Raw genomic sequence first — 23,884 nt, 5'->3', positions numbered from 1 at the left:
ACGGCAGGAACGGCAAGGACGGTAGGCACCCGATGACCGCGCGCGTTCTGGTTGTGGACAACTACGACAGCTTCGTCTTCAACCTCGTCCAGTACCTCTACCAGCTCGGCGCCGAGTGCGAGGTGCTGCGCAACGACGAGGTGGCCCTTCGGCACGCCGAGGACGGGTTCGACGGGGTGCTGCTCTCCCCCGGCCCCGGCACGCCGGAGGAGGCGGGCGTCTGCGTGGACATGGTGCGGCACTGCGCCGCGGTGGGCGTGCCCGTGTTCGGCGTATGTCTGGGGATGCAGTCCATGGCCGTCGCGTACGGCGGGGTGGTCGGGCGCGCTCCGGAGCTGCTGCACGGCAAGACGTCGCCGGTCACGCACGAGGGCACCGGGGTGTTCAGTGGTCTGCCCTCGCCGTTCACGGCGACCCGCTACCACTCGCTGTCCGTTGAGAGCGCCTCCTTCCCGCCCGAGTTGGAGGTCACCGCCTGGACGGAGACCGCTGACGCTCCGGGCGGGCGGATCGCCATGGGGCTGCGGCACCGTGAACTGCCCGTTGAAGGGGTGCAGTTCCATCCGGAGTCGGTGCTCACCGAGTGGGGCCACCTGATGCTCGCCAACTGGCTGACGCGCTGCGGGGACCCGGGCGCGGTGGAACGGGCGGTGGGGCTCGCGCCGGTGGTCGGCAAGGCCGGCGCGTGACGGCACTCCGCCCCGAGCGCGAGGGCGCCGCGCGAGGCGCCCGGGAACCCGTCGCGGAGGAGGCGCGGGACGCGCAGGACTCCTCCGTCGGTACGGACGCGTTCGCGGCGGCCGTCGAACGACTCGACGATCCCCTGACCGACCCGCTCCCGCCCCAGGCCGCGCCCTTGCCCCCGGCCTCGGTGTCGGCCCCGGCCTCGGCGTCGCCCGCGTCGCCGGCCGTGTCCGGGCCTGTATCCCCGCCCGTGGCTGAGCCCTTACGGCGCCCGCCGACGCGGGAAGCGGCGACCGGCGCCCCCCGCGCCACCGGCACCCCCCGCGCCACCGGCACGGCCGACTGCGCTGACACGGCTGACGCCACCGACGCCACCACTGTGCTGCCCGTGGCGCGCCTTCCGTTTGATGCCGAGACGGTGGGGCTGCGCGTCATCACCCGGCGGCAGCCCGCCCCCGGGCCAGGACCGATGCCGCCGATGGCCGACGGGGAGACCGTCGCGCTGCGCAAGGCGGAGCCGCCGACGGCGGAGCGGACCCGGGCGGCGGGGTCCGCCGTGCCGGAGCCGTCCCCCGGTGGGCGGGCCGAGCGGCGCAAGGCGGCCCGGCAGGCCGCGAAGCGGGGCGGTAGACGAGGCTCTGGCAGGGGCGGGCGGAGAGGCGCCAAGGAAGCGGGCCAGGGGCCGCGTCAGGCTGCGGGACGGGGCGCGGGGGACTCGGTGGCGGGCGGGGTGGACGCCGCTCCCCTGACGCGGCTGGAGGCGAAGCGGGCCGCGCGGGCGCGTAAACCGACCACCGGGACGCTGGTGAGCCGGGCGGTGGGCGAGCTGTTCATCACCATTGGGGTGCTGATGCTGCTGTTTGTCACGTATCAGCTGTGGTGGACGAACATCCTCGCCCACCAGCAGGCGGAGCGCGAGAGGGACAAGCTGCAGAAGCAGTGGGCGCAGGACAAGGACCGGAAGCCGGGCAAGTTCGAGCCTGGCGAGGGGTTCGCCATCATGTACATCCCCAAGCTGGACGTGGTCGTCCCGGTCGCTGAGGGCATCAACAAGCACAAGGTGCTCGACCGGGGCATGGTCGGCCACTACGCCGAGGGCAAGCTGAAAACCGCGATGCCGTCCGACAAGAAGGGCAATTTCGCGGTCGCGGGGCATCGCAACACGCATGGTGAGCCGTTTCGGTACATCAACCGGCTCAAGCCCGGCGACGAGATCGTCGTGGAGACGCAGACCTCGTATTACACGTACGAGATGAGCAGCATTCTGCCGCAGACCTCGCCGTCGAACACGGGTGTCATCGGTCCGGTGCCGCCCGGTTCCGGCTTCGCCGAGCCGGGGCGCTATCTCACGATGACGACATGCACCCCGGAATTCACCAGTAAGTATCGAATGATCGTCTGGGGCAAGATGGTTGAGGAGCGGCCGCGCGCGAAGGGCAAGCCGGACGCGCTGGTTGACTGAGCGGGCGCCACAGACGGCAAGAATCCGCCGGGCTGGGCGGCGCTGGGCGGCCGGACCTGAGGTGCGGGTGCGCAGCGGGGTGCGAGACGCTCGGCGGGCCAGAGATCCAGAGGGAACGAGGTACGACGCGGTGGTACGGACCGACGAGGACGAGCGGAGTGAGGCGGACGCCGCGCCCGCCGCACCATCGCGCGGGCGCCGCGCCGGGCGCCGGATCGCGGCCGCTGTCAGCGTCTTCGGCGAGTTGCTGATCACGGCTGGTGTGCTGATGGCGCTGTTCGTCGTCTACTCGCTGTGGTGGACGAATGTGATAGCCGACCGGGAGGCGAGGAAGCAGGGCGACAAGGTGCGCGAGAACTGGGCCAAGGGGCCCGGCAAGCTCGACACCAAGGACGGCATCGGCTTCCTGCATGTCCCGTCGATGAACAACGGTGAGGTGCTGGTCAGGAAGGGCACGGCGACGAAGACCCTGAACAAGGGGGTCGCCGGGTATTACACGGGCCCGGTGAAGTCCGCCATGCCGTGGGACAAGAAGGGCAATTTCTCGCTGGCCGCGCACCGGGACGGGCACGGCGCGAAGTTCCATAACATCAACAAGGTGGACAAGGGCGATTCCGTCGTCTTCGAGACCCGGGATGTCTGGTACATCTACCGGGTTTACGCGAAGCTGCCGGAGACGTCGAAGTTCAATGTGGACGTGCTCGACCCGGTCCCGAAGGAGTCGGGCAAGAAGAAGGCGGGCCGGTACATCACGCTTTCGACCTGCACGCCCGTCTACACCTCCCGGCACCGTTACGTCGTATGGGCGGAACTGGAACGTACGGAGAAGGTCGACAGGGACCGTACGAAGCCGGAGGAACTGCGCTAGCGCCTCCGGGGGAGAAAGCAAAAGCACGAAAGCGCCGGGTGGGCCTGGATTCCAGGCCCACCCGGCGCTTTCGTGTCTGCGGATCAGGGTCGTACGGGATCAGCGCGGCCGGTGTGGCCGGGTCGGCCGGTCAGTCGAACCAGCCGCCGCCGTCGCCACCGTCCCCGCCGTTGCCGCCGTGGCCGCCGTTGCCGTTTCCGCCGGGACGGCCACCGATCGTGGTGAGGTCCACAGCGGTCCCCGGCGGGACCTGGCTGTCGGCGCCCGGGCTGGTGAAGATGACGATGGCGTCGTCGTCCTTCGGTCCGGTGATGTTCCCGACCTTAAGACCCAGGTCCTCCAGGGCGGTGCGGGCCGCGGCCACGGTCTGCTGGGTCAGCTGCGGCACGGCTACCGGTTCGTCGCTGGGCTCGTCCTTGGGGGCCTTGGCGATGGTCAGGACGATCTTCGATTCGGGGACCACGGGGGTGCCGCCGGTGGGCGACTGGCTGAGGACCGTGCCCTCTTCCTTGTCCGCGCTCTCCTGCTCCTGCGTCTCGACCGTGAAGCCCTTGTCCTCAAGGAGCTTCTTCGCCTCCTCGACGGGCTTGCCGACGACATCGAGGACGACGACCTGTTCCTTCTCCTTGGCCACGGTCAGGGTCACCTTGGCCTCCTTGGCGACCTTGGTGCCACCGTCGGGGTCCTGCTTGAGTACCTTGCCCGGAGTCTGGTCGGACTCCTGCGTCTGCTGCGCGACGGTGAGGCCCTTGCTCTCCAGAGCTGCCTTGGCCTCGTCGTACTGCATGTTCAGGACGTCCGGGACCGAGACCTTCGCCGCCGGCTTGGCTCCCTTGGACATGGTCAGCTCGACGGTGCCGAACCGCTTGATCTCAGCGTCCGGGCCGCCCTCCGGGTCCTGGGCGCAGACGGTGTTCTTGGGCTGGTCGCAGAACTTCGAACCGGCCTTCTCGACCTTGAAGTCGCCGTTCTTCGCCTGTTTCTCCGCCTCGGCGAACGTCTTGCCCTGCAGGTTCGGCACGTCGACCATGTCGTCGTTGTTGCCGCTGCCGAAGACCGACTTGCCGATGAAGATGGCGCCGACGAGGACGAGGATTCCCGCGAGGATCAGCAGGATCGTCGAGGTGTGGTTCTTCTTCTCGCGCCTGCGGTCGCCGCGCTCGTCGTAGCCGAAGCCGCCGTCGTCGTCGCGCGTGGGCGGCAGCATCGAGGTGGGCGCGCCGCCGTCCTGCGAGCGCAGCATCGCCGTCGGCTGGTCCTCGCCGTAGCCGACCGAACCCATCGCGGCGGTGGCGGCGACGGGCTGCCCTTCGAGGGCCGCCTCGATGTCGGCGCGCATCTCGTCGGCGGACTGGTAGCGGTAGTCCGGGTCCTTCACCAGCGCCCGCAGGACGATGGCGTCCATCTCGGGGGTGATTTCGGGGTCGTAGGTGCTGGGCGCGTTGGGCTCTTCCCGTACGTGCTGGTACGCGACGGCCACGGGCGAGTCACCCACGAACGGGGGCCGCACGGTCAGCAGCTCGTACAGCAGGCAGCCGGTGGAGTACAGGTCACTGCGCGCGTCGACCTGTTCGCCCTTGGCCTGTTCGGGCGAGAGGTACTGGGCGGTGCCGATGACGGCCGAGGTCTGCGTCATCGTCATGCCGGAATCGCCCATGGCCCGTGCGATGCCGAAGTCCATCACCTTGACCTGGCCGGTGCGCGTCAGCATGACGTTGGCCGGCTTGATGTCGCGGTGGACGATCTGGTTGCGGTGCGAGTACTCCAGGGCCTGGAGGATGCCGACGGTCATCTCCAGCGAGCGCTCGGGCAGGAGCTTGCGCCCGGAGTGCAGCAGTTCGCGCAGTGTGGAACCGTCGACGTACTCCATCACGATGTACGGGATCGAGACGCCGTCGACGTAGTCCTCGCCGGTGTCGTAGACCGCGACGATCGCGGGGTGGTTGAGCGAGGCGGCCGACTGGGCCTCTCGGCGGAACCGGGCCTGGAACGACGGGTCGCGGGCGAGGTCCACCCGCAGCGTCTTCACAGCGACGGTGCGGCCGAGGCGCGTGTCATGCGCGAGGTACACCTCGGCCATGCCACCGCGGCCGAGCACCGAGCCCAGCTCGTACCGGCCGCCGAGGCGACGCGGCTCTTCCATAGCTTCTCCAGCCCTCTCCGTCATTCCCGACCGCACCGCTGTGGGGGCCCGGCGGTGTGCTGCTCGGCATACCGTACCCGGCGTGTCTCGCGGGTCCTGGCCACCACCATGAGCTGATATCCGACCGGTATCGCGACGTGCGAAGATCGGTACGAGGCGTGACCGGCATCACTTTTCGCTGTCGAGTACCGCCTTCATGACGTCCTTGGCGATCGGGGCGGCCAGGCCGCCACCGGAGATGTCATCGCGGGCGGCCTTGGAGTCCTCGACGACGACGGCGACGGCGACGGGGGAGCCGTCATCGCCCTTGGCGTACGAGATGAACCACGCGTACGGGTTCTCGCTGTTCGCCACGCCGTGCTGGGCGGTACCGGTCTTGCCGCCGACCTTGACGCCGGAGATCTGGGCGTTGGAGCCGGTGCCCTTCTCGACGACGTTCTCCATCATCTCCTGGAGCTTCTGCGCGTTCTCCGTGGACAGCGGGCGGCTCATCTGCTCGGGGCTGTTCTGCTCGACCACGTTGAGGTTCGGCGCGCGCAGTTTGTCGATCATGTACGGCTTCATCATCTTGCCGTCGTTGGCGATGGCCGCGGTGACCATGGCCATCTGGAGCGGCGTGGCGCGGTTGCTGGCCTGGCCGATGCCGGCCATCGCGTTCTGCGGCCTGTTGTCCTTGGGGTAGACGCTCTCGTTGGTGCGGACCGGGGTGTCGACGGTCTCGTTGAAGCCGAACCGCTCGGCCTGCTCCATCATCTTGTCGTTGCCGAGATCAGCGCTGATCTTGCCGAAGACGGTGTTGCAGGAGACCTGGAGGGCGAGCTTGAGCGAGGCGTTCTTGCACGGGATGTTGCCCTCGTTCTTCAGCGGGATGCCGCTGGTGTCGGGCAGCGTCCACGGCAGGGGCGACTCCGTCGGCGCGTTGATGTCCGTGTACTTCCCGTCCTCCAGCGCCGCGGCCGCGGTGACGACCTTGAACGTGGAGCCCGGCGGGTACGTCTGGCGCAGCGCCCGGTTCAGCGTCGGGTCGTCCGGGTTGTTCTTCTTGTCGAGCGCCTTCCATGCCTTCCCGTCGTTGCTGCCCGCGATGGTGGACGGGTCGTACGACGGGGTGGAGGCGAGCGCGAGGATCTTGCCGGTGCGCGGGTCGAGCGCGGCGACGGCGCCCTTCTTGTTGCCGAGGCCCTTGTACGCGGCTTCCTGGGCCTTGGTGTTCAGGGTGGTGATGACATCGCCGCCCTTTTTGCCCTTGCCGGTGATCATGTCGAGGGTGCGGTTGAAGAACAGCCGGTCGTCGTCGCCGGTGAGGATGCCGTCTTCGAGCTTCTCCAGCTGGTTGGCGCCGTAGACCTGGGAGGCGTAGCCGGTGACCGGTGCCCACATGGCGCCGTTCTTGTACGTCCGCTTGTACTGGAAGTCGCCGTCGTTGGTCTTGGTGGAGCCGGTGATGGCCTCGCCGTCGACGATGATGTTGCCGCGCGGCTGGCTGTAGCGGGCGATCTCGACCCGTCGGTTGTGCTCGTGTTCCTTCAGCTCGTCGGCCTGGACGAACTGGAGCCAGTTGCTGCGTACGAGCAGGGCGAGGACCAGTATTCCGCAGAAGATCGCGATGCGGCGCAGGGGCTTGTTCACGGGCGGACCACCTGGGTCATCTCGGCGTCGGTGGAGGGTGCGGGGGTGGGCGCCGGGCGGCGCGCGGTGTCGCTGATCTTGATGAGGATCGCGATCAGGGCCCAGTTCGCGAGTACGGAGGACCCTCCGTACGCGAGGAAGGGCATCGTCATACCGGTCAGCGGGATCAGGCCCATGACTCCGCCGGCGACGACGAAGACCTGGATGCCGAAGGCTGCCGAGAGGCCGATGGCGAGCAGCTTGCCGAACGGGTCGCGGGCGGCGAGTGCCGTGCGTACGCCGCGTTCCACGATCAGCCCGTACAGCAGCAGGATCGCCATGGTCCCGGCGAGCCCGAACTCCTCGCCGACGGTGGCGAGGATGAAGTCGGAGTTGGCGGCGAAGCCGATGAGGTCGGAGTTGCCCTGGCCGAGGCCGGTGCCCATGACGCCGCCGGAGCCGAAGGCCATCAGGGCCTGGGCGATCTGCTCGGTGCCCTGACCGGTCTCGAAGACGGCGAACGGGTCGAGCCAGGCGTCAACGCGCTGCTGCACGTGCGGCTCGAAGGTGGCGACGCCGACCGCGCCGACCGCGGACATCAGCAGGCCGAAGACGATCCAGCTGGTGCGCTCGGTCGCCACGTACAGCATCACGACGAACATGCCGAAGAACAGCAGCGAGGTGCCCAGGTCGGTCTCGAAGACGAGGATGAGGATGCTCATCGCCCAGACCACGAGGATCGGGCCGAGGTCGCGGCCACGCGGCAGGTACAGGCCCATGAAGCGGCGGCTGGCGAGCGCGAGGGCGTCCCGTTTGACCATCAGATAGCCCGCGAAGAAGATCGCGATCACGATCTTCGCGAACTCGGCGGGCTGGATGGAGAAGGCCCCGACGGTGACCCAGATGCGGGCGCCGAACTTGGCGGGGAAGAACACCGGCATGACCAGCAGGACCAGCGCGGCGGCCATGGAGATGTAGGTGTAGCGCTGGAGGATGCGGTGGTCCTTGACGAGCATCAGGACGGCGACGAAGAACGCCACTCCCATGGCGGAGTACATCAGCTGGTTCGGTGCTGACGCCGCGTAGGTGTAGCCGCGTGACTCGGCCATGCGCGCCAGCCGCTCCGACTGGTCGAGCCGCCAGATCAGGACCAGCCCGAGCCCGTTGAGCAGGGTCGCCAGCGGGAGGAGCAGGGGGTCGGCGTAGGGCGCGAACTTGCGGACCACGAGGTGGCCGACGCCCGCGAGGAATCCGAGCCCGAGGCCGTAGCTGAGCATGCCGGAGGGCATCTCGTCGCTGAGGGCGAGGCCCACGTTGGCGTAGGCGAAGACCGGGATGATCACGGCGAACACGAGCATGGCGAGCTCGGTGTTGCGGCGGCTCGGTGGCCCGACCGTGCTGATCGTGGTCGTACTGGTGGTGCTGCTGCTCATCGCTGGACGGCCCCCTACCGCTTCACTGCTGGGTGCTGCTGCACTGCGGGACCACCTGCTGCTCTGCTTCCGACAGGGTGGGGCCGGGAGTCGGAGTCGGAGACGGCTTGGTCTTGTCGGCGCTGGGTCCGGTCTTGCTGATCTCGCCCGCGCGGGTGCCGACGTTGCCGCCGGCCTGCCTCTCGTCCTTCTTCAGGTCCTTCTGGCGTTCCTCGGCCTGCTTGCGCTCCTCTTCGGCGCGCTTGCGCTCGTCGAGCTTCTTGCAGGCGCCGGCGACGAGGGCGAGGTTCTTGGTCTTCTGCTGGGCCTGGCCGAGGTTGCTCACCGCGATGGTGTCCTCGACCCGGGTGCGCTGGTCTATCGGCAGGTACTTGAGTTCGATCTCGCGGTGATCCTCGTGGACGTCGTTGAGGCTGATCCAGGCGAGATCCTGGCTGATGCCCTGGTAGATCGCGACGTGATCGCCGTTGGTGCCCACGTAGTACTGGTTCTGCGTCCACCGGTAGCCGCCGTACAGGCCACCGCCGACCACGGCGAGGGCGAGCGCGATGTACAGCGACCGCTTGATCCACTTGTTGCGGCCCTCCTTGGTGGGGGGCTCGTCGCCGTCCACGTAGCCGCCGTAGCCGCCGTCGTGGGGCGTGCTGAGGGCGGGGGCCCCGCTTCCGGGCGGCCCGAAGCCGCCCGCGTCGTCACCCGTCGCCTGCGGCGGTACGGGCTTGTTCCTGCCGAGCTCGGCGGCGCGCCCCGCGGGTGTCTGCGCGGCGCCGCCGTCTCCGAGCTGGATCTGGTTCTCGGCGACGGCTCCCACGATGACCGGGGTGTCGTTGAGCTGCCCGGCGAGGGTGTCACCGCCGTCGACGTCGAGGACGTCGGCGACGATGCAGGTGATGTTGTCGGGGCCGCCGCCGCGCAGCGCGAGCTGGATCAGCTCCTGCACGGTCTCCTGCGGGCCCTGGTAGCTGGCGAGGGTCTCTTCGAGGGTCTGGTGGCTGACGACCCCGGACAGGCCGTCCGAGCAGATCAGATACCGGTCGCCGGCCCGCACCTCGCGGATCGACAGGTCGGGCTCGACGTGGTCGCCGCTGCCCAGTGCCCGCATCAGCAGGGAGCGCTGCGGGTGGGTGGTGGCTTCTTCCTCGGTGATCCGGCCCTCGTCGACCAGGCGCTGTACCCAGGTGTGGTCCTGGGTGATCTGGGTGAGCACCCCGTCCCTCAGGAGGTAGGCGCGGGAGTCGCCGACGTGGACGAGGCCGAGCCGCTGGCCGGTCCACAGCAGGGCGGTGAGCGTGGTGCCCATGCCCTCAAGCTGCGGGTCCTCCTCGACCATGACGCGCAACTGGTCGTTGGCGCGCTGCACGGCGCTGCCCAGCGAGGTGAGGATGTCGGAGCCCGGCACGTCGTCGTCGAGCTGCACGAGGGTGGAGATCACCTCCGAGCTGGCGACCTCTCCGGCCGCCTGCCCGCCCATGCCGTCGGCGATCGCCAGCAGCCGGGGCCCGGCGTAGCCGGAGTCCTCGTTGCCCTCCCGGATCATGCCCTTGTGCGATCCGGCGGCGAAACGCAGTGACAGACTCATGCGCACCTCGCCCGTCGGCTCCGGGTACATCCGCACGGTGCCCACCCTCCGGTCGTCATGGTCCTACTACTTCCGCAGCTCGATGACGGTTTTGCCGATGCGGATCGGCGCGCCGAGCGGAATCGGTGTCGGCGTGGTGAGCCGGGTCCGGTCGAGGTACGTACCGTTCGTGGACCCGAGATCCTCGACGATCCACTGCCCGTCACGGTCTGGATAGATCCTGGCATGCCTGCTGGACGCGTAGTCGTCGTCCAGCACAATCGTCGAGTCATGTGCCCGGCCCAGGGAGATGGTCTGCCCCTGGAGGGCGACGGTGGTGCCGGTCAAGGTGCCCTCGGACACGACCAGCTTCGTGGGGGCGCCGCGCCGCTGGCGGCCGCCGCCCCGGCTGTTTTGCTGCTGTTGCTGGCGCTGCTGCGGTGGAGCCGCCTGCCGCTGCTGTTGCTGCTGTTGCGCCCGGTCAGGACTTCCCCGGCGTGACCCGCGTTGGGTCACCCGCGTGCCGAACAAGTCGCTGCGGATGACCTGAACGGCCACGATGACGAACAGCCACAGTACGGCGAGGAAACCCAACCGCATGACCGTGAGGGTCAGCTCTGACATTGCCCCCGCTTCACCCTTCGGCTTGCCGGTAAACGATGGTGGTGCTGCCCACGACGACGCGTGAGCCGTCGCGGAGCGTAGCGCGCGTGGTGTGTTGTCCGTCTACCACGATGCCGTTGGTCGATCCCAGATCCTGGACCGTTGGGGGCGTTCCGACCCGGATCTCACAGTGCCGACGGGAAACGCCCGGGTCGTCGATCCGCACGTCAGCGTCGGTGCTCCGGCCCAGCACCAGGGTGGGCCGGGAAATTTGGTGGCGGGTGCCGTTGATCTCGATCCAGCGCCGGGTCTGCGCGCCCGCGGGCGGTGCGGCACTGGGTCCCCCCGTACGGGGCACGGGGCGTGCGCCGGGCGGCGGTGCGCTCGGCATCGGCGGTGGGCCCGCCGGGGCCTGGGTGGGCTGGCCGCCACGCGGCGGCACCGGACGCGGTCCCTGGGGGCGGCCTTGCGGCTGCGCCTGCGGGGCGCCCGGCTGCGGGCTCTGGCTCTCGCTGGAGGCGAGGGTGCGGCTGCGTACCCGGTACAGCCCGGTGTCGAGGTCCTCGGCCTTCTCCAGATGGACCTTGACGCCGCCCATGAACGTGTAGCGCTGCTGCTTGGCGTAGTCGCGGACCATGCCGGACAGCTCGTCGCCGAGCTGCCCGCTGTACGGGCTCAGCCGCTCGAAGTCAGGCGTGCTGAGTTCGACGATGAAGTCGTTGGGGACGACGGTGCGGTCGCGGTTCCAGATGGTGGCGTTGTTGTCGCACTCGCGCTGGAGCGCACCCGCGATCTCGACCGGCTGGACCTCGGACTTGAACACCTTGGCGAAGGTGCCGTTCACGAGACCTTCGAGACGCTGCTCGAAGCGCTTCAGTACTCCCACGGGGCACCTCCTTCCTCAGTCTTCCTCGGTCGTGTCGTCTTGATACTGCTTACTGATCGTATCCACGCGTCGGGAAATCGGCTGGTTCCCCTTCCTGGCCCGGTGCGAGGAGTGTCACCTCTCACAACGGAGTGTCCCCTCTCACAAGGGATCGTAGATGCGCCCCTGAACCAGTGTCCCGCAACCGGGTCGGTCTCTGGGCCGGTGGGGAGCCCGATAACGGATGTGAGGGCACCCCTGCCAGCGTGCTAATCTTCTGGATGTCGGAAGGCGCCCACACCGTAACGGATGGATCTTCCCGATCGTTTTTGATCGGACCGATCACACCGGATAAGGTGAGGGAATCTCACGGCAACACCCATGCGCGGGTGGCGGAATAGGCAGACGCGCTGGATTCAGGTTCCAGTGCCCGAAAGGGCGTGGGGGTTCAACTCCCCCCTCGCGCACATGAAGAAGGACCCCCGTCCTGGAGAGATCCGGGATGGGGGTCCTTTTCGTTGTCCGGATTCGTATCCGGGTCGGTATGTCGGTATGTCGGCACTCCCGAGGCGCGGCACGTCGGCTCGGGAGTGCCGGATCGGCGCTTCGGGTCCGTGCTTCGGGTTCGTGCGGTGTCCGCCCGTGGGGGCGCGTGGGCTCGTGGGCGGGTGCCGGTGGCGCTGTCCGGCGCGGCTGTACGGCCGTACACGCGGGTGCGGCCGTACGTCCCGGCCCGCCCTGGTCCTGCTCGCTGTGCCGGGTCAGGCGGCGAACTGGGCCGCGAGCTCCTTGGCCCGCGCCACGGCTTCTTCGTGAGCCTTGACACGTGAGGCGTCGGCCAGGCCGATGAGGTCGGCCATCGACGGGGTCGTCGGGGCGAGGGTCAGCTCCGGAACGATGAAGCGGACATCAAGGCCGAGCATGCCGTTCAGGACCTTCTCCAGATAGTTCTGGACAAACTCAAAGCCCTCGCGCGGGGTGCCCGGGGCGTACGAGCCGCCACGGCTTGCCACGACCGTGACCGGGGTGCCCGCCGCTGACGGCGCGTCACCGGCCGTGCGGCCCATGATGATCACGTGGTCGAGCCATGCCTTCAGCGTCGAGGGGATCGTGAAGTTGTACATCGGGGCGCCGATGAGGACCGTGTCGGCCTGCTCCAGCTCCTCGGCGAGCGCGGTGCGCACGGCGAAGGCGGCCCGCTGCTCGGGGCTGTGGTCGGCCGGGTCGGCGAAGCCCGCGCTCGCGCCCACACCGTCGAGGTGCGGCAGCGGCTCGGCGGCGAGGTCGCGGTAGATGACGGTGCCGTTCGGGTGCTGCTCCTCCCAGGCCTTGCGGAAGGTGGCGGTCACGCCGCGGGAAGCGGAGCCGTCGGTGGGGAAAACGGACGAGTCAAGGTGCAGCAAGGTGGGCATGTCGGGGCCTTCCGGTGCTTTGGGTCTTCAAGAGATGAGACGGCAGCGTGAGGGACGTGCGCGGACGGACAGCGGTCCGCCCTTCCGTACGTTCCTATTATTAGCACAGCTGCTTACTTTTCTATAGCTCCGCACGTGAAGGCCGTACTCTGGGGTCATGGCAGAGCACACCGAACAGAGCTGCAAGAAGGTCGACGAGGGCGTGACGCGCGTCTTCGGCCTGTTCGGCAAGCGGTGGACCGGGCTGATCGTGGCCACGCTGATGGGCGGCGGCGGACACTTCGCGGAGCTGCGCAGGGCCATCCCCGGAATCAGCGAGCGCATGCTGTCGGACCGGCTGACGGAGCTGGCCGCCGTGGGTCTCGTCGTACGCGAGGTCGAGCCTGGGCCGCCGCTGCGCGTCTTCTACCGGCTCACCGAGGGCGGAGAGGCGATCGAGCCCGCGCTGAAGGCCCTGGGGAAGTGGGCGGAGACCTACCTGGTGGACGGCGGCGAGTGCCCGGAGCGCTTCCGGAGCTGAGCCGGTCGTTGAGCCGGTCGCGGGAAGGTGGCGCGGGGGCCGGGCCCGCGGACTGAGCCTGCGGGCTGGACGGGCCGGGTGGGCTGGACGGGCCGGGCGGGCTGAGGGTTACCGCGGGTCCTGCGCTGCCTCGTTGTAGCGGACCAGGTAGGAGGCGAAGCGTCCGAGGTCGGCGGCGTCCCAGTCGGCCAGGCGTTCGTGGAAGGCTCCGCGGCGGCTCGTGGTGACCTGGGCGAGGACGGCCGTGCCGTGCTCCGTGGGGTGCAGGGTCTGGACCCGCTGGTCATCGGGGTCCGTCCGGCGCTCGACGTAACCAAGTTTCTCCAGCGCCCCGATCTGCCGACTGACAGTCGACTTGTCGAGCATGTAGTGCGCGGCGAGGTCGGTGGCCCGGCAGCCCTGCCGGTCCTCAAGGTGGGCGAGCAGGGTGAAGGAGACGAGCGACAGCTCGGGGTGCATGCGCGCGGCGACGGCGCGGGCGCGGCGGGCGAAGGCCGTCATCTCGCGCTGGATGGTCTCCACGGCCTCGTCACGACTGCTGTCCGCGCCACTGTGCTCGGTGCGGATGCCTCCGTTGTCTCCGTCGCGTCGGTCTGTGGCGCGGTTGCCCTCAGTGTGGTTGTCCTCGGCGTCACGGCCCTCGGCGTGGCTGGCGTTGTCGATGTGGTCGCTGCCGATGTGGCTGTGGTCGCTGTGGCCGTCCTCGTCACGGCTGTCCTCGTCACGGCTGTGCTCGGTACGGCTGTCCGTCATGCGTGTACCGCCCTTCCGGTCCCCGCGGGTCCTTTGTGCGGACACCTCCGGCTCTTTCCTGGCTCTCCTCGACGCTCTCGCGATTCAGTTGTATAGTACAACGTAATTCGTGAGTTGTACTTTGCAACCAAGTCGACCGGATGCTGTTCTCCGGCTCCCCAGGAAGGTCTGCTGCCCATGTCCGCCTCCGCTGCCGCTCACGCGGCGCCGACGCCGAGCACATCCGCCGCGCTGCGGCACGTTCTCGCCCACCTTGTGACGCCCCTGCTGATGTGCGTAGGGATGGGCCTCGCCTACCTCGGGGCCTTCCACCACCCACAGCCGCACGACCTGCGTGTCGACATCGTCGGATCGGGTGCGAGCGCCCAGGTGCTGGCGCAGACGCTGGAGGACAAGGGAGCGGGCGCACTGGACGTGCGGACCGTGGCCTCGCGGCCCGAGGCCGTGCGGGAGCTGCGTGAGCAGAAGGTCTATGGGGCCTACGTACCGGACGCGGAACGGCCGGAACTCGTCGTCGCTTCGGCGGGATCTGACACCAGCGCCACGGCCGTGGAGAAGGTCTTCACGAAGGTCGCCGCCGAGAAGGGCAAGCCGCTGGCGGTGACGGACGTGACCCACCTGGCGTCGGGCGACCCGACGGGACAGGGCCTGTTCTTCCTCCTCGTGGCACTCAGCATCGGCTCGTACGCGTCGGTGGCGGTGATCGGCGGCGCCGGTGCCGTGCTGCCGCTGCGGATCAGGGCGCTGCTCGGGCTCGGGATGTCGCTCGCGGTGAGCTTGATCGGCGCGGCCTTCGCCGGTCCCGTCTTCCATCTGGTCGAACACGGGCTCGGCGGAGTGTGGGCGCTGTCCTGGCTGTACTCGGCGGGAATCCTCGGCATCGGGATCGGACTGCACACGTTCCTGAAGCGGTGGACGACGCTGTCGGTGATGGTGCTGTTCGTGATGCTCAACTTCACCAGCTCGGGCGGCATCTTCCGGCCAGAGCTCCAGCCCGGCTTCTTCGCCACGCTGCACAACTTCTGGAACGGCGCGGGCTTCGTCGAAGGGGCGCGCAGCCTCGTGTACTTCGACGAGTACGGCCTCGGTGGGCATGTGCTGACGCTGGCCGTGTGGGCGGTCGCCGCCGTCGCCATGCTGGGGATCGCGGGGCTGGCCGAGTCGAAGGGGCGATCCGCCACCGGGACGGGAACCCCGGACGAGCGGGCTGCCGCCGAAGCCGACGGGGTGGGCACGTCTGCGGAGCCCGCCGGGTCGGCCGGGTCGGCCAGGTCCGTCGAGGCGGAGGAGGAGATGGAGGAAGCGGTCGGGGTCTGAGGGTTATCCACAGGCTCTGACGCGCTTCGGGGAGTCCGAGTACGGTCGGCCTCAGCGGTCTTGAAGAGCCCGTGTGTGGTCGGCGTACGAGACGGGGGAGGCGGTCGCTGTGACCGAGTTCGGTGATGAGGGTCCGGCGCGGGTGCCGGCCGAGGAGGAGGAGTCGGGGCGGCTCCCCCGGGTGCCCGGATTCGCCCGGTGGCCGGCGGAGGGCTCACCCAAGCGAGAGGGCAAGGCGCTGCGGGACCGGGTGGCGCGCGGCGCGCATGCGGAATGCGCAGCCGGTGCCGGGCGGCCAGGCGCGGTCGAGGCCGTTGAGGAGTCCAACCGTGGCCGGATCGCCGAGCTCACCCCGATACGCGTGGGCAGGATGGTCGCCACACCCTTCGCGTTCCTGCGCGGTTCGGCCGGGTTGATGGCGTACGACTTGGCGGGCGGCCCCGTGACGGGCATCGGCGCGCAGATCTGCGGCGACGCCCACGCCGCGAACTTCGGCCTGTACGGGGATGCGCGCGGCGGCCTCATCATCGACCTCAACGACTTCGACGAGACCATGCACGGCCCCTGGGAGTGGGACGTCAAGCGGCTCGCGGTCTCGCTCGTGCTCGCGGGGCGGGAGGCCGGGGCGGACGAGGAGACCTGTCGGCAGGCGGCGCACGACTGCGTGGGCTCCTACCGAAGAACCATGCGGCTGCTGGCCAAGCTGCCGGTGCTGGACGCGTGGAACGCGATCGCCGACGAGGAGCTTGTCTCCCACACCGACGCGCACGATCTGCTGGGGACACTGGAACGGGTCTCCGAGAAGGCACGGAAGAACACCAGCGGCCGGTTCGCGGCCAAGGCGACGGAGCCGGTGGCGGACGGCGGGCGGCGCTTTGTCGACACGCCACCGACGCTCCGCCGCATACCGGACGAGGAGGCGGCCGAGGTGGCCGCGTCACTCGGCGGATATCTGGCGACGCTTTCGGAGGACCGGCTGCCGCTGCTCGCGCGGTACGCGATCCAGGACGTGGCCTTCCGGGTGGTCGGCACGGGCAGCGTGGGAACCAGGTCGTACGTGGTGCTGCTGCTCGATCACCGGGGTGAGCCGCTGGTGCTCCAGGTGAAGGAGGCCCGGGCGTCGGTCCTGCTGCCGCACCTGGCCAGGGTTTCCCTCGATCCGCGCTGGAGTGGGAGTGCGGCGGACAAAGCCGCCACGGCCGGCGGTGCGGCGGGCCACGAGGGTCGGCGTGTCGTGCTCGGGCAGAAGCGGATGCAGGTGGTCAGTGATCAGCTGCTGGGCTGGACGACGGTGGCGGGGCGGCCGTTCCAGGTGCGGCAGTTCCGTAACCGCAAGGGCAGTGTGGACCCGGCGGCGCTCGCCGCCGACCAGGTCGACGACTACGGCCGGATGACGGGCGCCCTGCTGGCGCGGGCCCACTCGCACAGCGCTGACCCGCGCCTCATCGGTGCCTACGGCGGCAAGGGGGAGGAGCTGGACGAGGCGATGGCGTCGTTCGCCGTGGCCTACGCGGACCGCACGGAGGCCGATCACGCGGAGCTTGTCGCCGCCGTACGAGGCGGTCGCATAGCCGCTGAGCTGGGGGTATGAGCCACGCGAGCCCGCTTGGTGCTACGGCCCGTAGGCTGGCCGGGTGACGAACTCCGAAGCGCAGACGAACCCGGACGCGCAGACGAACGCGGACGCGCACACGCAGGCGAACGCGCGAGCGGACGCGGCCGCGCCGAAGAGCCCCGACGTGGACGCGCAGCAGGAGGCCCAGCGGCAGGAAGAGCAGCAGGCGCAGCAGTCCGTACCGGGAGCGGGAACTGCGGCGGAAGCTGGACCCGGGCCCGGGCCTGGGCCTGGAGCTGAGCCACGGCCGGAGGACCGGTTGGAACGGGCGGTGCGAGCCGCTGAGCAGGCGCTGATCGAGTTTGAGATCGCGGTGGAAACCTTCCGCGTCGAGGTCGAGAACTTCTCCCGGCTGCACCACCAGCGGCTCGGCCCGATGTACACGCGGCTGGACGAGCTGGACGCGTTGATCGCCGAAGCGGTCGCCGCGCGGTCGGGCAACGCGGAGGATGTGCGCCGGGCCGCCGAGGCGCGCGCCCTGGTGCTGCCGATGCCGCAGGTGGAAGAGCTGTTCGGCGGCTGGATGGACTCGGACGGGCTGTCGCCGGAGGCGGCGTCGATGCTGACCGAGCAGTCGGTGCGGCCCCCGGCCCGGGTGCGCCCGAGCGAGGAGGCCCGGCGGATCTACCGTGAGCTGGTCCGCAAGGCCCACCCGGACCTGGCCCGTGAGGAAGCCGAACGCGAACGCCGTGAGGCGTTCATCGTGCGCGTCAACGCGGCGTACGCGGACGGCAACGCGGAGGTCCTTCGGGAGCTCGCCGAAGAGTGGGAGTCCGGACCGCCGCCCGAGCCGCAGTGGCCGAGCCGCAGCGAGGAGCTGTACGCGAGGCTGGAGTGGCTGGCCGAGCGGAAGGAACTGCTGGCGGCCATGGCCGAGGAGCTTGAGTCGAGCGCGATCGGCTCGATGATCAAGATGGCTCAGGATGATCCGGACGGCCTGCTCGAAGAGATCGCCGAGCAGTTGCTCGCACAGGTCGCCGAACGGGAGTCCCGGCTCGCGGAGCTGGTGCAGTAAATTTCCCGGATCGCATGCGTGTGTTCTGGATGAATGTCTGAGAGAGGTATTTTGATGCGTTTTGGCCAGCTGCCGGAGGTGGAAGCCACGGCGGTACCGCCCGAGGCGTTTCTGCTGGACGTCCGTGAGGACGACGAGTGGGCGGCCGGGCACGCCGAGGGGGCGCTGCACCTGCCGATGGGCCAGGTCGTGGACCGGTTCGGCGAGCTGACCCAGGCGGTCGCCGACGGTCGGCGCGTGCACGTGGTGTGCCGGGTCGGTGGACGGTCGGCGCAGGTCACGCAGTATCTGATCGCCCAGGGCCTGGACGCGGTGAACGTGGACGGCGGCATGCTGGCCTGGCACGCCGCAGGAAGGCCCCTCGTCAGCGAGAGCGGCGACCCGGCGTCGGTGCTGTAACTCGCCGCAGAGGCCAATCACAGCGGTTGTTCACCCACAGCGGCGGTTTGGCCCGCTGCGGCTGTGACCTACAGCGGTTGTCACCCGCTGGCTGATGCCTGACGCCTGGCTTGTGGGGGCAGGCGGGTGGCTGGCTACGGCAACGAGTGGGCGGCCAGGAGGGCACCGAGGACTTCTTCGTGGGCGGCGGCTGAGCCCCGGGAAAGCTCCAACTGCTTCGCCCACGCGTGGTAGCGGTGCAGCGGGTAGTCGGTGTCCACGCCGAAGCCGCCGTGCAGATGCTGCGCGGTCTGGGCCACCCGGCGTACCCCCTCAGCGGCCCATATCTTGGCGACCGCGACGTCCGCTGAGAGCGGCAGGCCGTTGGCGGTTTCCTCCAGGGCGGTTACCGGGGCTGCGGCGGAGGCCGGGGGCGGGGTTGCGGGGTCGTGGGCTGTGGACAGGCGCCAGGCGGCCTGCCAGAGAGTGGCCTCCATCGCCCGCAGATCGATGTAGCGGTCGGCCACCTGCACAGCGACGGCCTGAAAGGTCGCGATGGGATAGCCGAACTGTTCGCGTTTTCCGGTGTATTCGCTGGTCATGTCCAGCGTGCGAGCGGCGAGGCCGAGGGCGAGCGCGCAGGTGCCGGTGGTGAGGACGTCGCGCAGCCATGGCCAGGCGCCGGGGGCGGTGATGACGTCTTCCTCGGCCAGCCGCACGGTGTCGAGCTGGACCTCGGCGCAGCGTTCGCCGGTGGTCGACACCTGGAGGGCCAGCGTGACCCCTTCGCGGTCGCGCGGCAGCAGTGCGAGCACGGCCCGGCCCTCGGGAGTGTGGGCGGGAATGACGGTGAGGTCGGCGTCGTATGCCCAGGGGACCGCTGTCTGAGTGCCGTCGAGCACCCACCCGCCGAATTCCTGGTGGGCCTCCACGGCGAGTTCGGCACTGTCATGGCCGGTGCGTCCGTTGGCAGCGACCGTGAGCACGAGGTCACCGCGCGCGGTGGCGGGCAGCACGGCGTCCTGTAGCGCCGCCTGGCCATAGCGTCGCACTGTCAGAGCCGCTGCGGTGGATTCGAGTAGCGGCACGCGGGCGAGCACCCGCGCGGACTCGCGGAGCACGAGGCACAGGGCGATGAGGTCGAGGCCCGAGCCGCCATGGGCGGGGTCGAGGGCCAGCCCGAGCAGGTCGCCCTCCGCGAGCCGCTGCCAAAGGTGGCGGTCGAAGTCTTCGGCGACCGGTCCCTGAGTCAGCGCGGGACTCGGCACCGTGTCGGGGGCGACCCCGGAGAAGACCGCCCGGGCCGCCTCGGCTGCCGCCTGCTGTTCCTCGGTGAAGGTGAAGTCCACTCCGGTCCTCCCCTGCGCCCCCTGACCGCCCCTGGCGGTCAGCTGCCGACAGTCTGCGTCTGGCTGACTGCTCCTGGCCGTCTGTGTCCGGCGGTTTGTGCCGGACGGTCTGTGTCCGCCGTCTCTGCTCGGCGTTCTGGGTCGGCGTTCTGTGGCCGGCAGAGTATTCCTGACGGGGCGTCAGAGTAGGGCGGTGGGCGAAAGAAGGGAATGGGTGGGTCTGGCAGCAGGTGATCTGACCGGTGACCCCAGATGGTTGGCGGCCTGGTGGTCAGCAGTGGTGGTGATCAGCGGTGTGGTGGTCGGCAGTGCGGTGGTCGGCGGGGCGGGGTTTCAGCGGTCGAAGTCCAACTCGACCCGCTCACTACTGGGATGAGACTGGCAGGCCAGCACGTAGCCCGCATCTATCTCGTCCGGCTCCAGTGCGAAGTTCCGGTCCATATGAACCTCTCCTGAGACCAGGAATGCCCGACAGGTGCCGCAGACGCCGCCCTTGCAGGCGTAGGGCGCGTCCGCGCGGTTGCGCAGCACGGCTTCCAGCAGCGATTCCCGTTCCCGTACCGCCCAGGTTCCCGATCGGCCGTCGAGCGTGGCGGTCACCGTGCTGTGCTCGGGGGCGGCTGTGGTCGGCTCCGGGACGGTGCCGTCATCGACGTGGAAGATCTCCTGGTGCACCCGGTCGCGGGGGACGCCCAGTTCGCGCAGCGCGCCCTCGGCCCCGTCCACCAGCCCATGCGGGCCGCACAGGAACCAGCCGACCACGGCGGCCACGGGCAGCAGGGCGGGGAGCAGGCCCATCAGCCGCTCCTGGTCGAGTCGGCCAGAGGGCAGCCCGGCCTGTTGTTCCTCGCGGGAGAGCGCGTGGACCAGCTGGAACCGGTCCGGGTAGCGGTCTTTGAGGTCGGCGACTTCTTCCAGGAACATCGTCGACGCGGCGGAGCGGTCGCTGCGGATGAGGCAGAACCGGGCACCTGGTCGCCGTGCCAGGAGGGTGGTGATGATGGACAGTACGGGTGTGATGCCACTGCCGCCGACGATGGCCGCGTAGTGGTCGCCGTCGTCACGGGAGTTGTCGCGGCCGTCGGAGCTGTCACGGCCGGGGGAGACGTCGGGGTCGAGTACGAACCGTCCGGTGGGCGCCATCACCTCCACCTCGTCACCGACTGCCAGCTCCTTGAGCGCGTACGTCGAGAACTCGCCGCCGTCGACCAGCCGGACACCCACGCGCAGTGTCTCAGGGCCGTCCGGGCTGGTCACCGGGGCACAGATCGAATATGTACGGCGAATTTCGGCGTCGCCGATGAAGCGGCGGACCGCGATGTGCTGGCCGGGGAGGTACTGGTAGGTCTGGCGCAGTGCGGGCGGCACGGCGAAAGTGAGCGCCACGGCGTCATCGGTGAGCCGGTCGGCGGCCGTCACCCGCAGCTTGTGGAAAGCGCTGTGGCGAACCGCGGTCATGACAGCTCCTTGAAATGGTCGAACGGTTCCAGACAGGACTCGCAACGGCGCAGGGCCTTGCAGGCGGTGGAGGAGAACCGGCTCAGCAGCGTCGTCTGCGTCGAGCCGCATTGCGGGCAGCGGATGGCCAGGTCCACCAGCACGGGGCCGCCTCCAGCGGAATGGGTGGAGCGCGGCGGAGCGATGCCGAACTCCCTCAGCTTGCGGCGCCCGTCCGCGGTGATGGCGTCGGTCGTCCAGGGCGGCGAGAGGACCGTGCGGACCTCGACGTCCGGTATGCCGTGGTCGTGGAGCACCTGCTCAATGTCCGCCGACATCGTCTCGATCGCCGGGCAGCCGGTGTAGGTGGGGGTGAGCCGGACCTCGACCTTGCCGGGGCCGAGGACGCGGACTCCGCGCAGCACTCCCAGCTCCGTGAGGCTCAGCACGGGCAGCTCGGGGTCGGGAACGGAGCCGGCGATCTCGCGCAGCTTGCTTTCCAGCGGGGTCTCGTCCGCCGAGGTCTCCTTCACCGGGGCCTCCTCCGCCGAAGTCCTCTCCACCGGGTCGGCCATCACCATGTCGCCCCCGGGTGGCTGCGGTGCAGATGCTGCATCTCGGCGAGCATCCGGCCGAACGACTCGGTGTGTACGCCCTGACGGCCGCCGCCCGCTGCCCACGCGCCGCTCTGAGGACCGGAAGGCATGGTCAGCGTGGCCCGCTTCGCTACGTCGGCTACTCGCGCGGACCAGTTGTCGTGCAGCGCGTGCCAGTCCATGGTCAGGCCCTCTATGGGCTCGAACGCCTCACCCGTGTACCGCCACAGCGCGTCCAGGCCCTGCTGCATCCGCTGGTGGCTTTCCTCCGTGCCGTCGCCGAGCCGCAGGGTCCAGTGCTCGGCGTGGTCACGGTGGTAGGTGACCTCCTTCACGGCCTTGGCGGCGAGCTCGGCGAACGCGTCGTCGCCGCGCGCCAGCTCCTCGTACAACAGGCCCTGATAGGTGCAGAAGTAGAGCTGGCGGGCGATGGTGTGCGCGAAGTCCCCGCGCGGCTGCTCCACGAGCTGGAGGTTGCGGAAGGCGCGCTCCTCACGGAGATACGCCAGTTCGTCCTCGTCTCCGACGAGCGACAGCAGCACGCGGGCCTGGCCGAGCAGGTCCAGCGCGATGTTGGCGAGAGCCAGTTCCTCCTCAAGCACGGGCGCGTGCCCGGCCCACTCCCCCAGCCGGTGCGACAGGACCAGCGCGTCATCGCCGAGGGCCAGAGCCGCGCTCGCGGGTACCTGGTTCATAGGTGGCGGACTCCCTCGGGGATCTCGTAGAACGTCGGGTGGCGATACGGCTTGTCGGCCGAGGGCTCGAAGAACGGGTCCTTCTCGTCCGGTGACGAGGCGGTGATCTCGGTGGACGGCACGACCCATACCGATACGCCCTCTGAGCGCCGGGTGTAGAGGTCACGGGCGTTACGCAGGGCCATCGCGGCGTCCGGCGCGTGCAGGCTTCCGGCGTGGGTGTGGCTCAGGCCGCGCCTGCTGCGCACGAACACCTCCCACAGTGGCCAGTCCGTCGTGTTCATGCGACTCCCTCTTCTTCCCGCGCCGCTGCGCCCTGCTCCTGGCCCTGCTCCTGGGGCCGGTCCTGGTGCTGACTCCGCTTCGCCGCGTACGCCACGGCGGCTTCGCGCACCCACGCGCCGTCCTCGTGTGCCTGGCGTCGCTGGCTGATGCGCTGTTCGTTGCATGGGCCGTTGCCGCGCAGGACCTCGCGGAACTCGTCCCAGTTGATCGGCCCGAAGTTGTAGTGCCCGCGCTCCTCGTCCCACTCCAGGTCCGGGTCGGGGAGGGTGAGGCCAAGCGCTTCCGCCTGGGGAACGCATATGTCAACGAAGCGCTGCCGCAGCTCGTCGTTGGAGTGACGCTTGATCTTCCAGGCCATGGACTGGGCGGAGTGCGCCGACTCGTCATCGGGAGGGCCGAACATCATCAGTGAGGGCCACCACCAGCGATCCACCGCGTCCTGTGCCATGGCGTGCTGGGCCTCGGTGCCGCGGCTGAGGGCAAGCAGCAGCTCGAAGCCCTGGCGCTGGTGGAAGGACTCCTCCTTGCAGATGCGGACCATCGCGCGGGCATACGGCCCGTACGAGCAGCGGCACAGCGGGACCTGGTTGGTGATCGCCGCGCCATCCACCAGCCAGCCGACCGCTCCCACGTCGGCCCAGGTCAGCGTGGGGTAGTTGAAGATCGAGGAGTACTTCTGGCGGCCGGTGTGGAGCCGGTCGAGCAGCTCGTCGCGGCCGGTACCCAGCGTTTCCGCGGCGCTGTAGAGGTAGAGGCCGTGGCCCGCTTCGTCCTGGACCTTGGCCATGAGGATCGCCTTGCGCCGCAGGGAGGGCGCGCGGGAGATCCAGTTGGCCTCTGGCTGCATTCCGATGATCTCGGAATGGGCATGCTGGGCTATCTGCCGCACCAGCGAGGAGCGGTAGCCGTCGGGCATCCAGTCGCGCGGCTCAATGCGCTCCTCAGCGGCCACGGCCGCGTTGAACACCGCTTCATACGCTTCCGCGCTGTCATCCGTGCTGGCGTCCGCTGCCATCGTCGTCATGCCAAGCCCCTCGCCGCCCGACTCGCTACCGGTGACCCGCCGGGCTTGTGCCCACGGGCCTCTCACAACCAACCGACCGATCGTTCGGTTCAATGGTGTCGGGTGCCTCATACGCTGTCAAGGCTGTGGATAACTTGCCGGCGCTGTGCCTGGTGGGTCTGCGTAGGTACCGTTCCGGGGCGTAAGGGGCCGCGCGCAGTACTCGGCCAGGACGTGGGAACGGGGCGGGGTATGCAGCCGGACGGGCGAGCCGAGAGGCCCGAG

At 69.4% G+C, this 23,884-nt stretch carries 22 protein-coding genes and 1 tRNA gene; 9 read left to right on the top strand and 14 right to left on the bottom strand.

Annotation, left to right across the window (positions count from 1 at the left end):
- The first annotated feature begins 32 nt into the window (after window positions 1-32).
- From AC5P1B_RS08010 to AC5P1B_RS08000, 3 genes are all read left to right on the top strand, one after another.
- Window positions 33-689 (top strand): aminodeoxychorismate/anthranilate synthase component II, encoded by a 657-nt coding sequence (locus AC5P1B_RS08010; protein WP_493885875.1) that lies wholly within the window; start codon window positions 33-35, stop codon window positions 687-689.
- A complete protein-coding gene (locus tag AC5P1B_RS08005; RefSeq protein ID WP_493885874.1) occupies window positions 686-2,146 on the top strand; it encodes a class E sortase in 1,461 nt (486 codons plus the stop codon). Before AC5P1B_RS08010 ends, AC5P1B_RS08005 begins: the two co-directional genes overlap by 4 nt.
- 130 nt (window positions 2,147-2,276) lie before the next feature.
- A complete protein-coding gene (locus AC5P1B_RS08000; RefSeq protein ID WP_493885873.1) occupies window positions 2,277-3,014 on the top strand; it encodes a class E sortase in 738 nt (245 codons plus the stop codon).
- A 130-nt stretch (window positions 3,015-3,144) separates the two neighbouring features.
- On the opposite strand, the gene pknB is transcribed toward AC5P1B_RS08000, so the two are convergent.
- The 6 genes from pknB to AC5P1B_RS07970 all read right to left on the bottom strand — a co-directional run bounded on the left by pknB (window position 3,145) and on the right by AC5P1B_RS07970 (window position 11,245).
- Window positions 3,145-5,157 (bottom strand): Stk1 family PASTA domain-containing Ser/Thr kinase, encoded by a 2,013-nt coding sequence (pknB, locus tag AC5P1B_RS07995; RefSeq protein ID WP_493885872.1) that lies wholly within the window; start codon window positions 5,155-5,157, stop codon window positions 3,145-3,147.
- A 168-nt stretch (window positions 5,158-5,325) separates the two neighbouring features.
- Window positions 5,326-6,786 carry a peptidoglycan D,D-transpeptidase FtsI family protein gene (locus tag AC5P1B_RS07990; protein ID WP_493885871.1) on the bottom strand — a complete coding sequence of 487 codons (1,461 nt, stop codon included), beginning with the start codon at window positions 6,784-6,786 and terminating at the stop codon, window positions 5,326-5,328.
- Window positions 6,783-8,198, bottom strand: a complete 1,416-nt coding sequence (locus AC5P1B_RS07985) for an FtsW/RodA/SpoVE family cell cycle protein (RefSeq protein ID WP_493885870.1) — start codon at window positions 8,196-8,198, stop codon at window positions 6,783-6,785. Before AC5P1B_RS07985 ends, AC5P1B_RS07990 begins: the two co-directional genes overlap by 4 nt.
- A 22-nt stretch (window positions 8,199-8,220) precedes the next feature.
- A complete protein-coding gene (locus tag AC5P1B_RS07980; protein ID WP_493885869.1) occupies window positions 8,221-9,777 on the bottom strand; it encodes a Stp1/IreP family PP2C-type Ser/Thr phosphatase in 1,557 nt (518 codons plus the stop codon).
- A 66-nt stretch (window positions 9,778-9,843) separates the two neighbouring features.
- Window positions 9,844-10,380, bottom strand: a complete 537-nt coding sequence (locus AC5P1B_RS07975; RefSeq protein WP_493885868.1) for an FHA domain-containing protein FhaB/FipA — start codon at window positions 10,378-10,380, stop codon at window positions 9,844-9,846.
- A gap of 10 nt (window positions 10,381-10,390) precedes the next feature.
- On the bottom strand, window positions 10,391-11,245 hold the full coding sequence (locus tag AC5P1B_RS07970; protein ID WP_493885867.1) for an FHA domain-containing protein: 855 nt from the start codon (window positions 11,243-11,245) through the stop codon (window positions 10,391-10,393).
- A 362-nt stretch (window positions 11,246-11,607) separates the two neighbouring features.
- Between AC5P1B_RS07970 and AC5P1B_RS07965 the strand changes: the two genes are divergently transcribed.
- Window positions 11,608-11,691, top strand: a tRNA-Leu gene (locus AC5P1B_RS07965).
- 294 nt (window positions 11,692-11,985) lie between these two features.
- On the opposite strand, the gene AC5P1B_RS07960 is transcribed toward AC5P1B_RS07965, so the two are convergent.
- Window positions 11,986-12,636: an FMN-dependent NADH-azoreductase gene (locus AC5P1B_RS07960; protein ID WP_493885866.1), complete on the bottom strand. Its 651-nt coding sequence runs from the start codon at window positions 12,634-12,636 to the stop codon at window positions 11,986-11,988.
- Window positions 12,637-12,793: 157 nt separating this feature from the next.
- On the opposite strand from AC5P1B_RS07960, the gene AC5P1B_RS07955 reads away from it, so the two are divergent.
- Window positions 12,794-13,156 carry a winged helix-turn-helix transcriptional regulator gene (locus tag AC5P1B_RS07955; RefSeq protein ID WP_493885865.1) on the top strand — a complete coding sequence of 121 codons (363 nt, stop codon included), beginning with the start codon at window positions 12,794-12,796 and terminating at the stop codon, window positions 13,154-13,156.
- Between the two features lie 108 nt (window positions 13,157-13,264).
- Here AC5P1B_RS07955 and AC5P1B_RS07950 read toward each other — a convergent pair whose 3' ends face one another.
- Window positions 13,265-13,657 carry a MarR family winged helix-turn-helix transcriptional regulator gene (locus AC5P1B_RS07950; protein ID WP_493886185.1) on the bottom strand — a complete coding sequence of 131 codons (393 nt, stop codon included), beginning with the start codon at window positions 13,655-13,657 and terminating at the stop codon, window positions 13,265-13,267.
- A 429-nt stretch (window positions 13,658-14,086) separates the two neighbouring features.
- Here AC5P1B_RS07950 and AC5P1B_RS07945 point away from each other — a divergent pair, with 429 nt between their 5' ends.
- From AC5P1B_RS07945 to AC5P1B_RS07930, 4 genes are all read left to right on the top strand, one after another.
- Entirely contained in the window at window positions 14,087-15,226 is a 1,140-nt protein-coding gene (locus AC5P1B_RS07945) for an ABC transporter permease (RefSeq protein WP_493885864.1), read from the top strand.
- 109 nt (window positions 15,227-15,335) lie between these two features.
- Window positions 15,336-16,817 (top strand): DUF2252 domain-containing protein, encoded by a 1,482-nt coding sequence (locus AC5P1B_RS07940; protein ID WP_493885863.1) that lies wholly within the window; start codon window positions 15,336-15,338, stop codon window positions 16,815-16,817.
- A 148-nt stretch (window positions 16,818-16,965) separates the two neighbouring features.
- The gene (locus AC5P1B_RS07935) at window positions 16,966-17,856 is read left to right on the top strand and encodes a hypothetical protein (RefSeq protein ID WP_493886183.1); all 891 of its coding nucleotides are present in this window, start codon (window positions 16,966-16,968) and stop codon (window positions 17,854-17,856) included.
- Between the two features lie 54 nt (window positions 17,857-17,910).
- Complete coding sequence (locus AC5P1B_RS07930) at window positions 17,911-18,255, top strand: rhodanese-like domain-containing protein (protein ID WP_493885862.1); 345 nt, start codon at window positions 17,911-17,913, stop codon at window positions 18,253-18,255.
- Window positions 18,256-18,389: 134 nt separating this feature from the next.
- Here the strand turns inward: AC5P1B_RS07930 and AC5P1B_RS07925 are convergent, their stop codons facing one another.
- From AC5P1B_RS07925 to paaA, 6 genes are all read right to left on the bottom strand, one after another.
- Entirely contained in the window at window positions 18,390-19,583 is a 1,194-nt protein-coding gene (locus tag AC5P1B_RS07925) for an acyl-CoA dehydrogenase family protein (protein WP_493885861.1), read from the bottom strand.
- Between the two features lie 333 nt (window positions 19,584-19,916).
- Complete coding sequence (locus AC5P1B_RS07920) at window positions 19,917-21,041, bottom strand: 2Fe-2S iron-sulfur cluster-binding protein (protein ID WP_493885860.1); 1,125 nt, start codon at window positions 21,039-21,041, stop codon at window positions 19,917-19,919.
- A complete protein-coding gene (gene paaD, locus AC5P1B_RS07915; protein ID WP_493885859.1) occupies window positions 21,038-21,553 on the bottom strand; it encodes a 1,2-phenylacetyl-CoA epoxidase subunit PaaD in 516 nt (171 codons plus the stop codon). The genes AC5P1B_RS07920 and paaD overlap by 4 nt, the downstream gene beginning before the upstream one ends.
- 41 nt (window positions 21,554-21,594) lie before the next feature.
- Complete coding sequence (paaC, locus tag AC5P1B_RS07910; RefSeq protein WP_493885858.1) at window positions 21,595-22,311, bottom strand: 1,2-phenylacetyl-CoA epoxidase subunit PaaC; 717 nt, start codon at window positions 22,309-22,311, stop codon at window positions 21,595-21,597.
- A complete protein-coding gene (gene paaB / locus AC5P1B_RS07905) occupies window positions 22,308-22,595 on the bottom strand; it encodes a 1,2-phenylacetyl-CoA epoxidase subunit PaaB (RefSeq protein ID WP_493885857.1) in 288 nt (95 codons plus the stop codon). The genes paaC and paaB overlap by 4 nt, the downstream gene beginning before the upstream one ends.
- The gene (gene paaA, locus AC5P1B_RS07900; RefSeq protein ID WP_493885856.1) at window positions 22,592-23,620 is read right to left on the bottom strand and encodes a 1,2-phenylacetyl-CoA epoxidase subunit PaaA; all 1,029 of its coding nucleotides are present in this window, start codon (window positions 23,618-23,620) and stop codon (window positions 22,592-22,594) included. Before paaA ends, paaB begins: the two co-directional genes overlap by 4 nt.
- Window positions 23,621-23,884: the final 264 nt, after the last annotated feature.

It is taken from the genome of Streptomyces sp. A01, assembly GCF_059026195.1.
The sequence above is the reverse complement of the archived record's forward strand: the minus strand, read 5'-3'. Positions and strand labels throughout refer to the sequence as shown.

Excerpts from the sequence above, each read along its gene's own strand:
- AC5P1B_RS07985 (WP_493885870.1), bottom strand. The coding sequence starts at position 8,198 with ATGAGCAGCAGCACCACCAGTACGACCACGATCAGCACGGTCGGGCCA.
- AC5P1B_RS07960 (WP_493885866.1), bottom strand. The coding sequence starts at position 12,636 with ATGCCCACCTTGCTGCACCTTGACTCGTCCGTTTTCCCCACCGACGGC.
- pknB (WP_493885872.1), bottom strand. The coding sequence starts at position 5,157 with ATGGAAGAGCCGCGTCGCCTCGGCGGCCGGTACGAGCTGGGCTCGGTG.
- AC5P1B_RS07945 (WP_493885864.1), top strand. The coding sequence starts at position 14,087 with ATGTCCGCCTCCGCTGCCGCTCACGCGGCGCCGACGCCGAGCACATCC.
- paaC (WP_493885858.1), bottom strand. The coding sequence starts at position 22,311 with ATGAACCAGGTACCCGCGAGCGCGGCTCTGGCCCTCGGCGATGACGCG.
- AC5P1B_RS07955 (WP_493885865.1), top strand. The coding sequence starts at position 12,794 with ATGGCAGAGCACACCGAACAGAGCTGCAAGAAGGTCGACGAGGGCGTG.
- AC5P1B_RS08010 (WP_493885875.1), top strand. The coding sequence starts at position 33 with ATGACCGCGCGCGTTCTGGTTGTGGACAACTACGACAGCTTCGTCTTC.
- AC5P1B_RS07950 (WP_493886185.1), bottom strand. The coding sequence starts at position 13,657 with ATGACGGCCTTCGCCCGCCGCGCCCGCGCCGTCGCCGCGCGCATGCAC.
- AC5P1B_RS07920 (WP_493885860.1), bottom strand. The coding sequence starts at position 21,041 with ATGACCGCGGTTCGCCACAGCGCTTTCCACAAGCTGCGGGTGACGGCC.
- AC5P1B_RS07980 (WP_493885869.1), bottom strand. The coding sequence starts at position 9,777 with ATGAGTCTGTCACTGCGTTTCGCCGCCGGATCGCACAAGGGCATGATC.
- AC5P1B_RS07930 (WP_493885862.1), top strand. The coding sequence starts at position 17,911 with ATGCGTTTTGGCCAGCTGCCGGAGGTGGAAGCCACGGCGGTACCGCCC.
- paaA (WP_493885856.1), bottom strand. The coding sequence starts at position 23,620 with ATGACGACGATGGCAGCGGACGCCAGCACGGATGACAGCGCGGAAGCG.
- AC5P1B_RS07975 (WP_493885868.1), bottom strand. The coding sequence starts at position 10,380 with ATGTCAGAGCTGACCCTCACGGTCATGCGGTTGGGTTTCCTCGCCGTA.
- paaB (WP_493885857.1), bottom strand. The coding sequence starts at position 22,595 with ATGAACACGACGGACTGGCCACTGTGGGAGGTGTTCGTGCGCAGCAGG.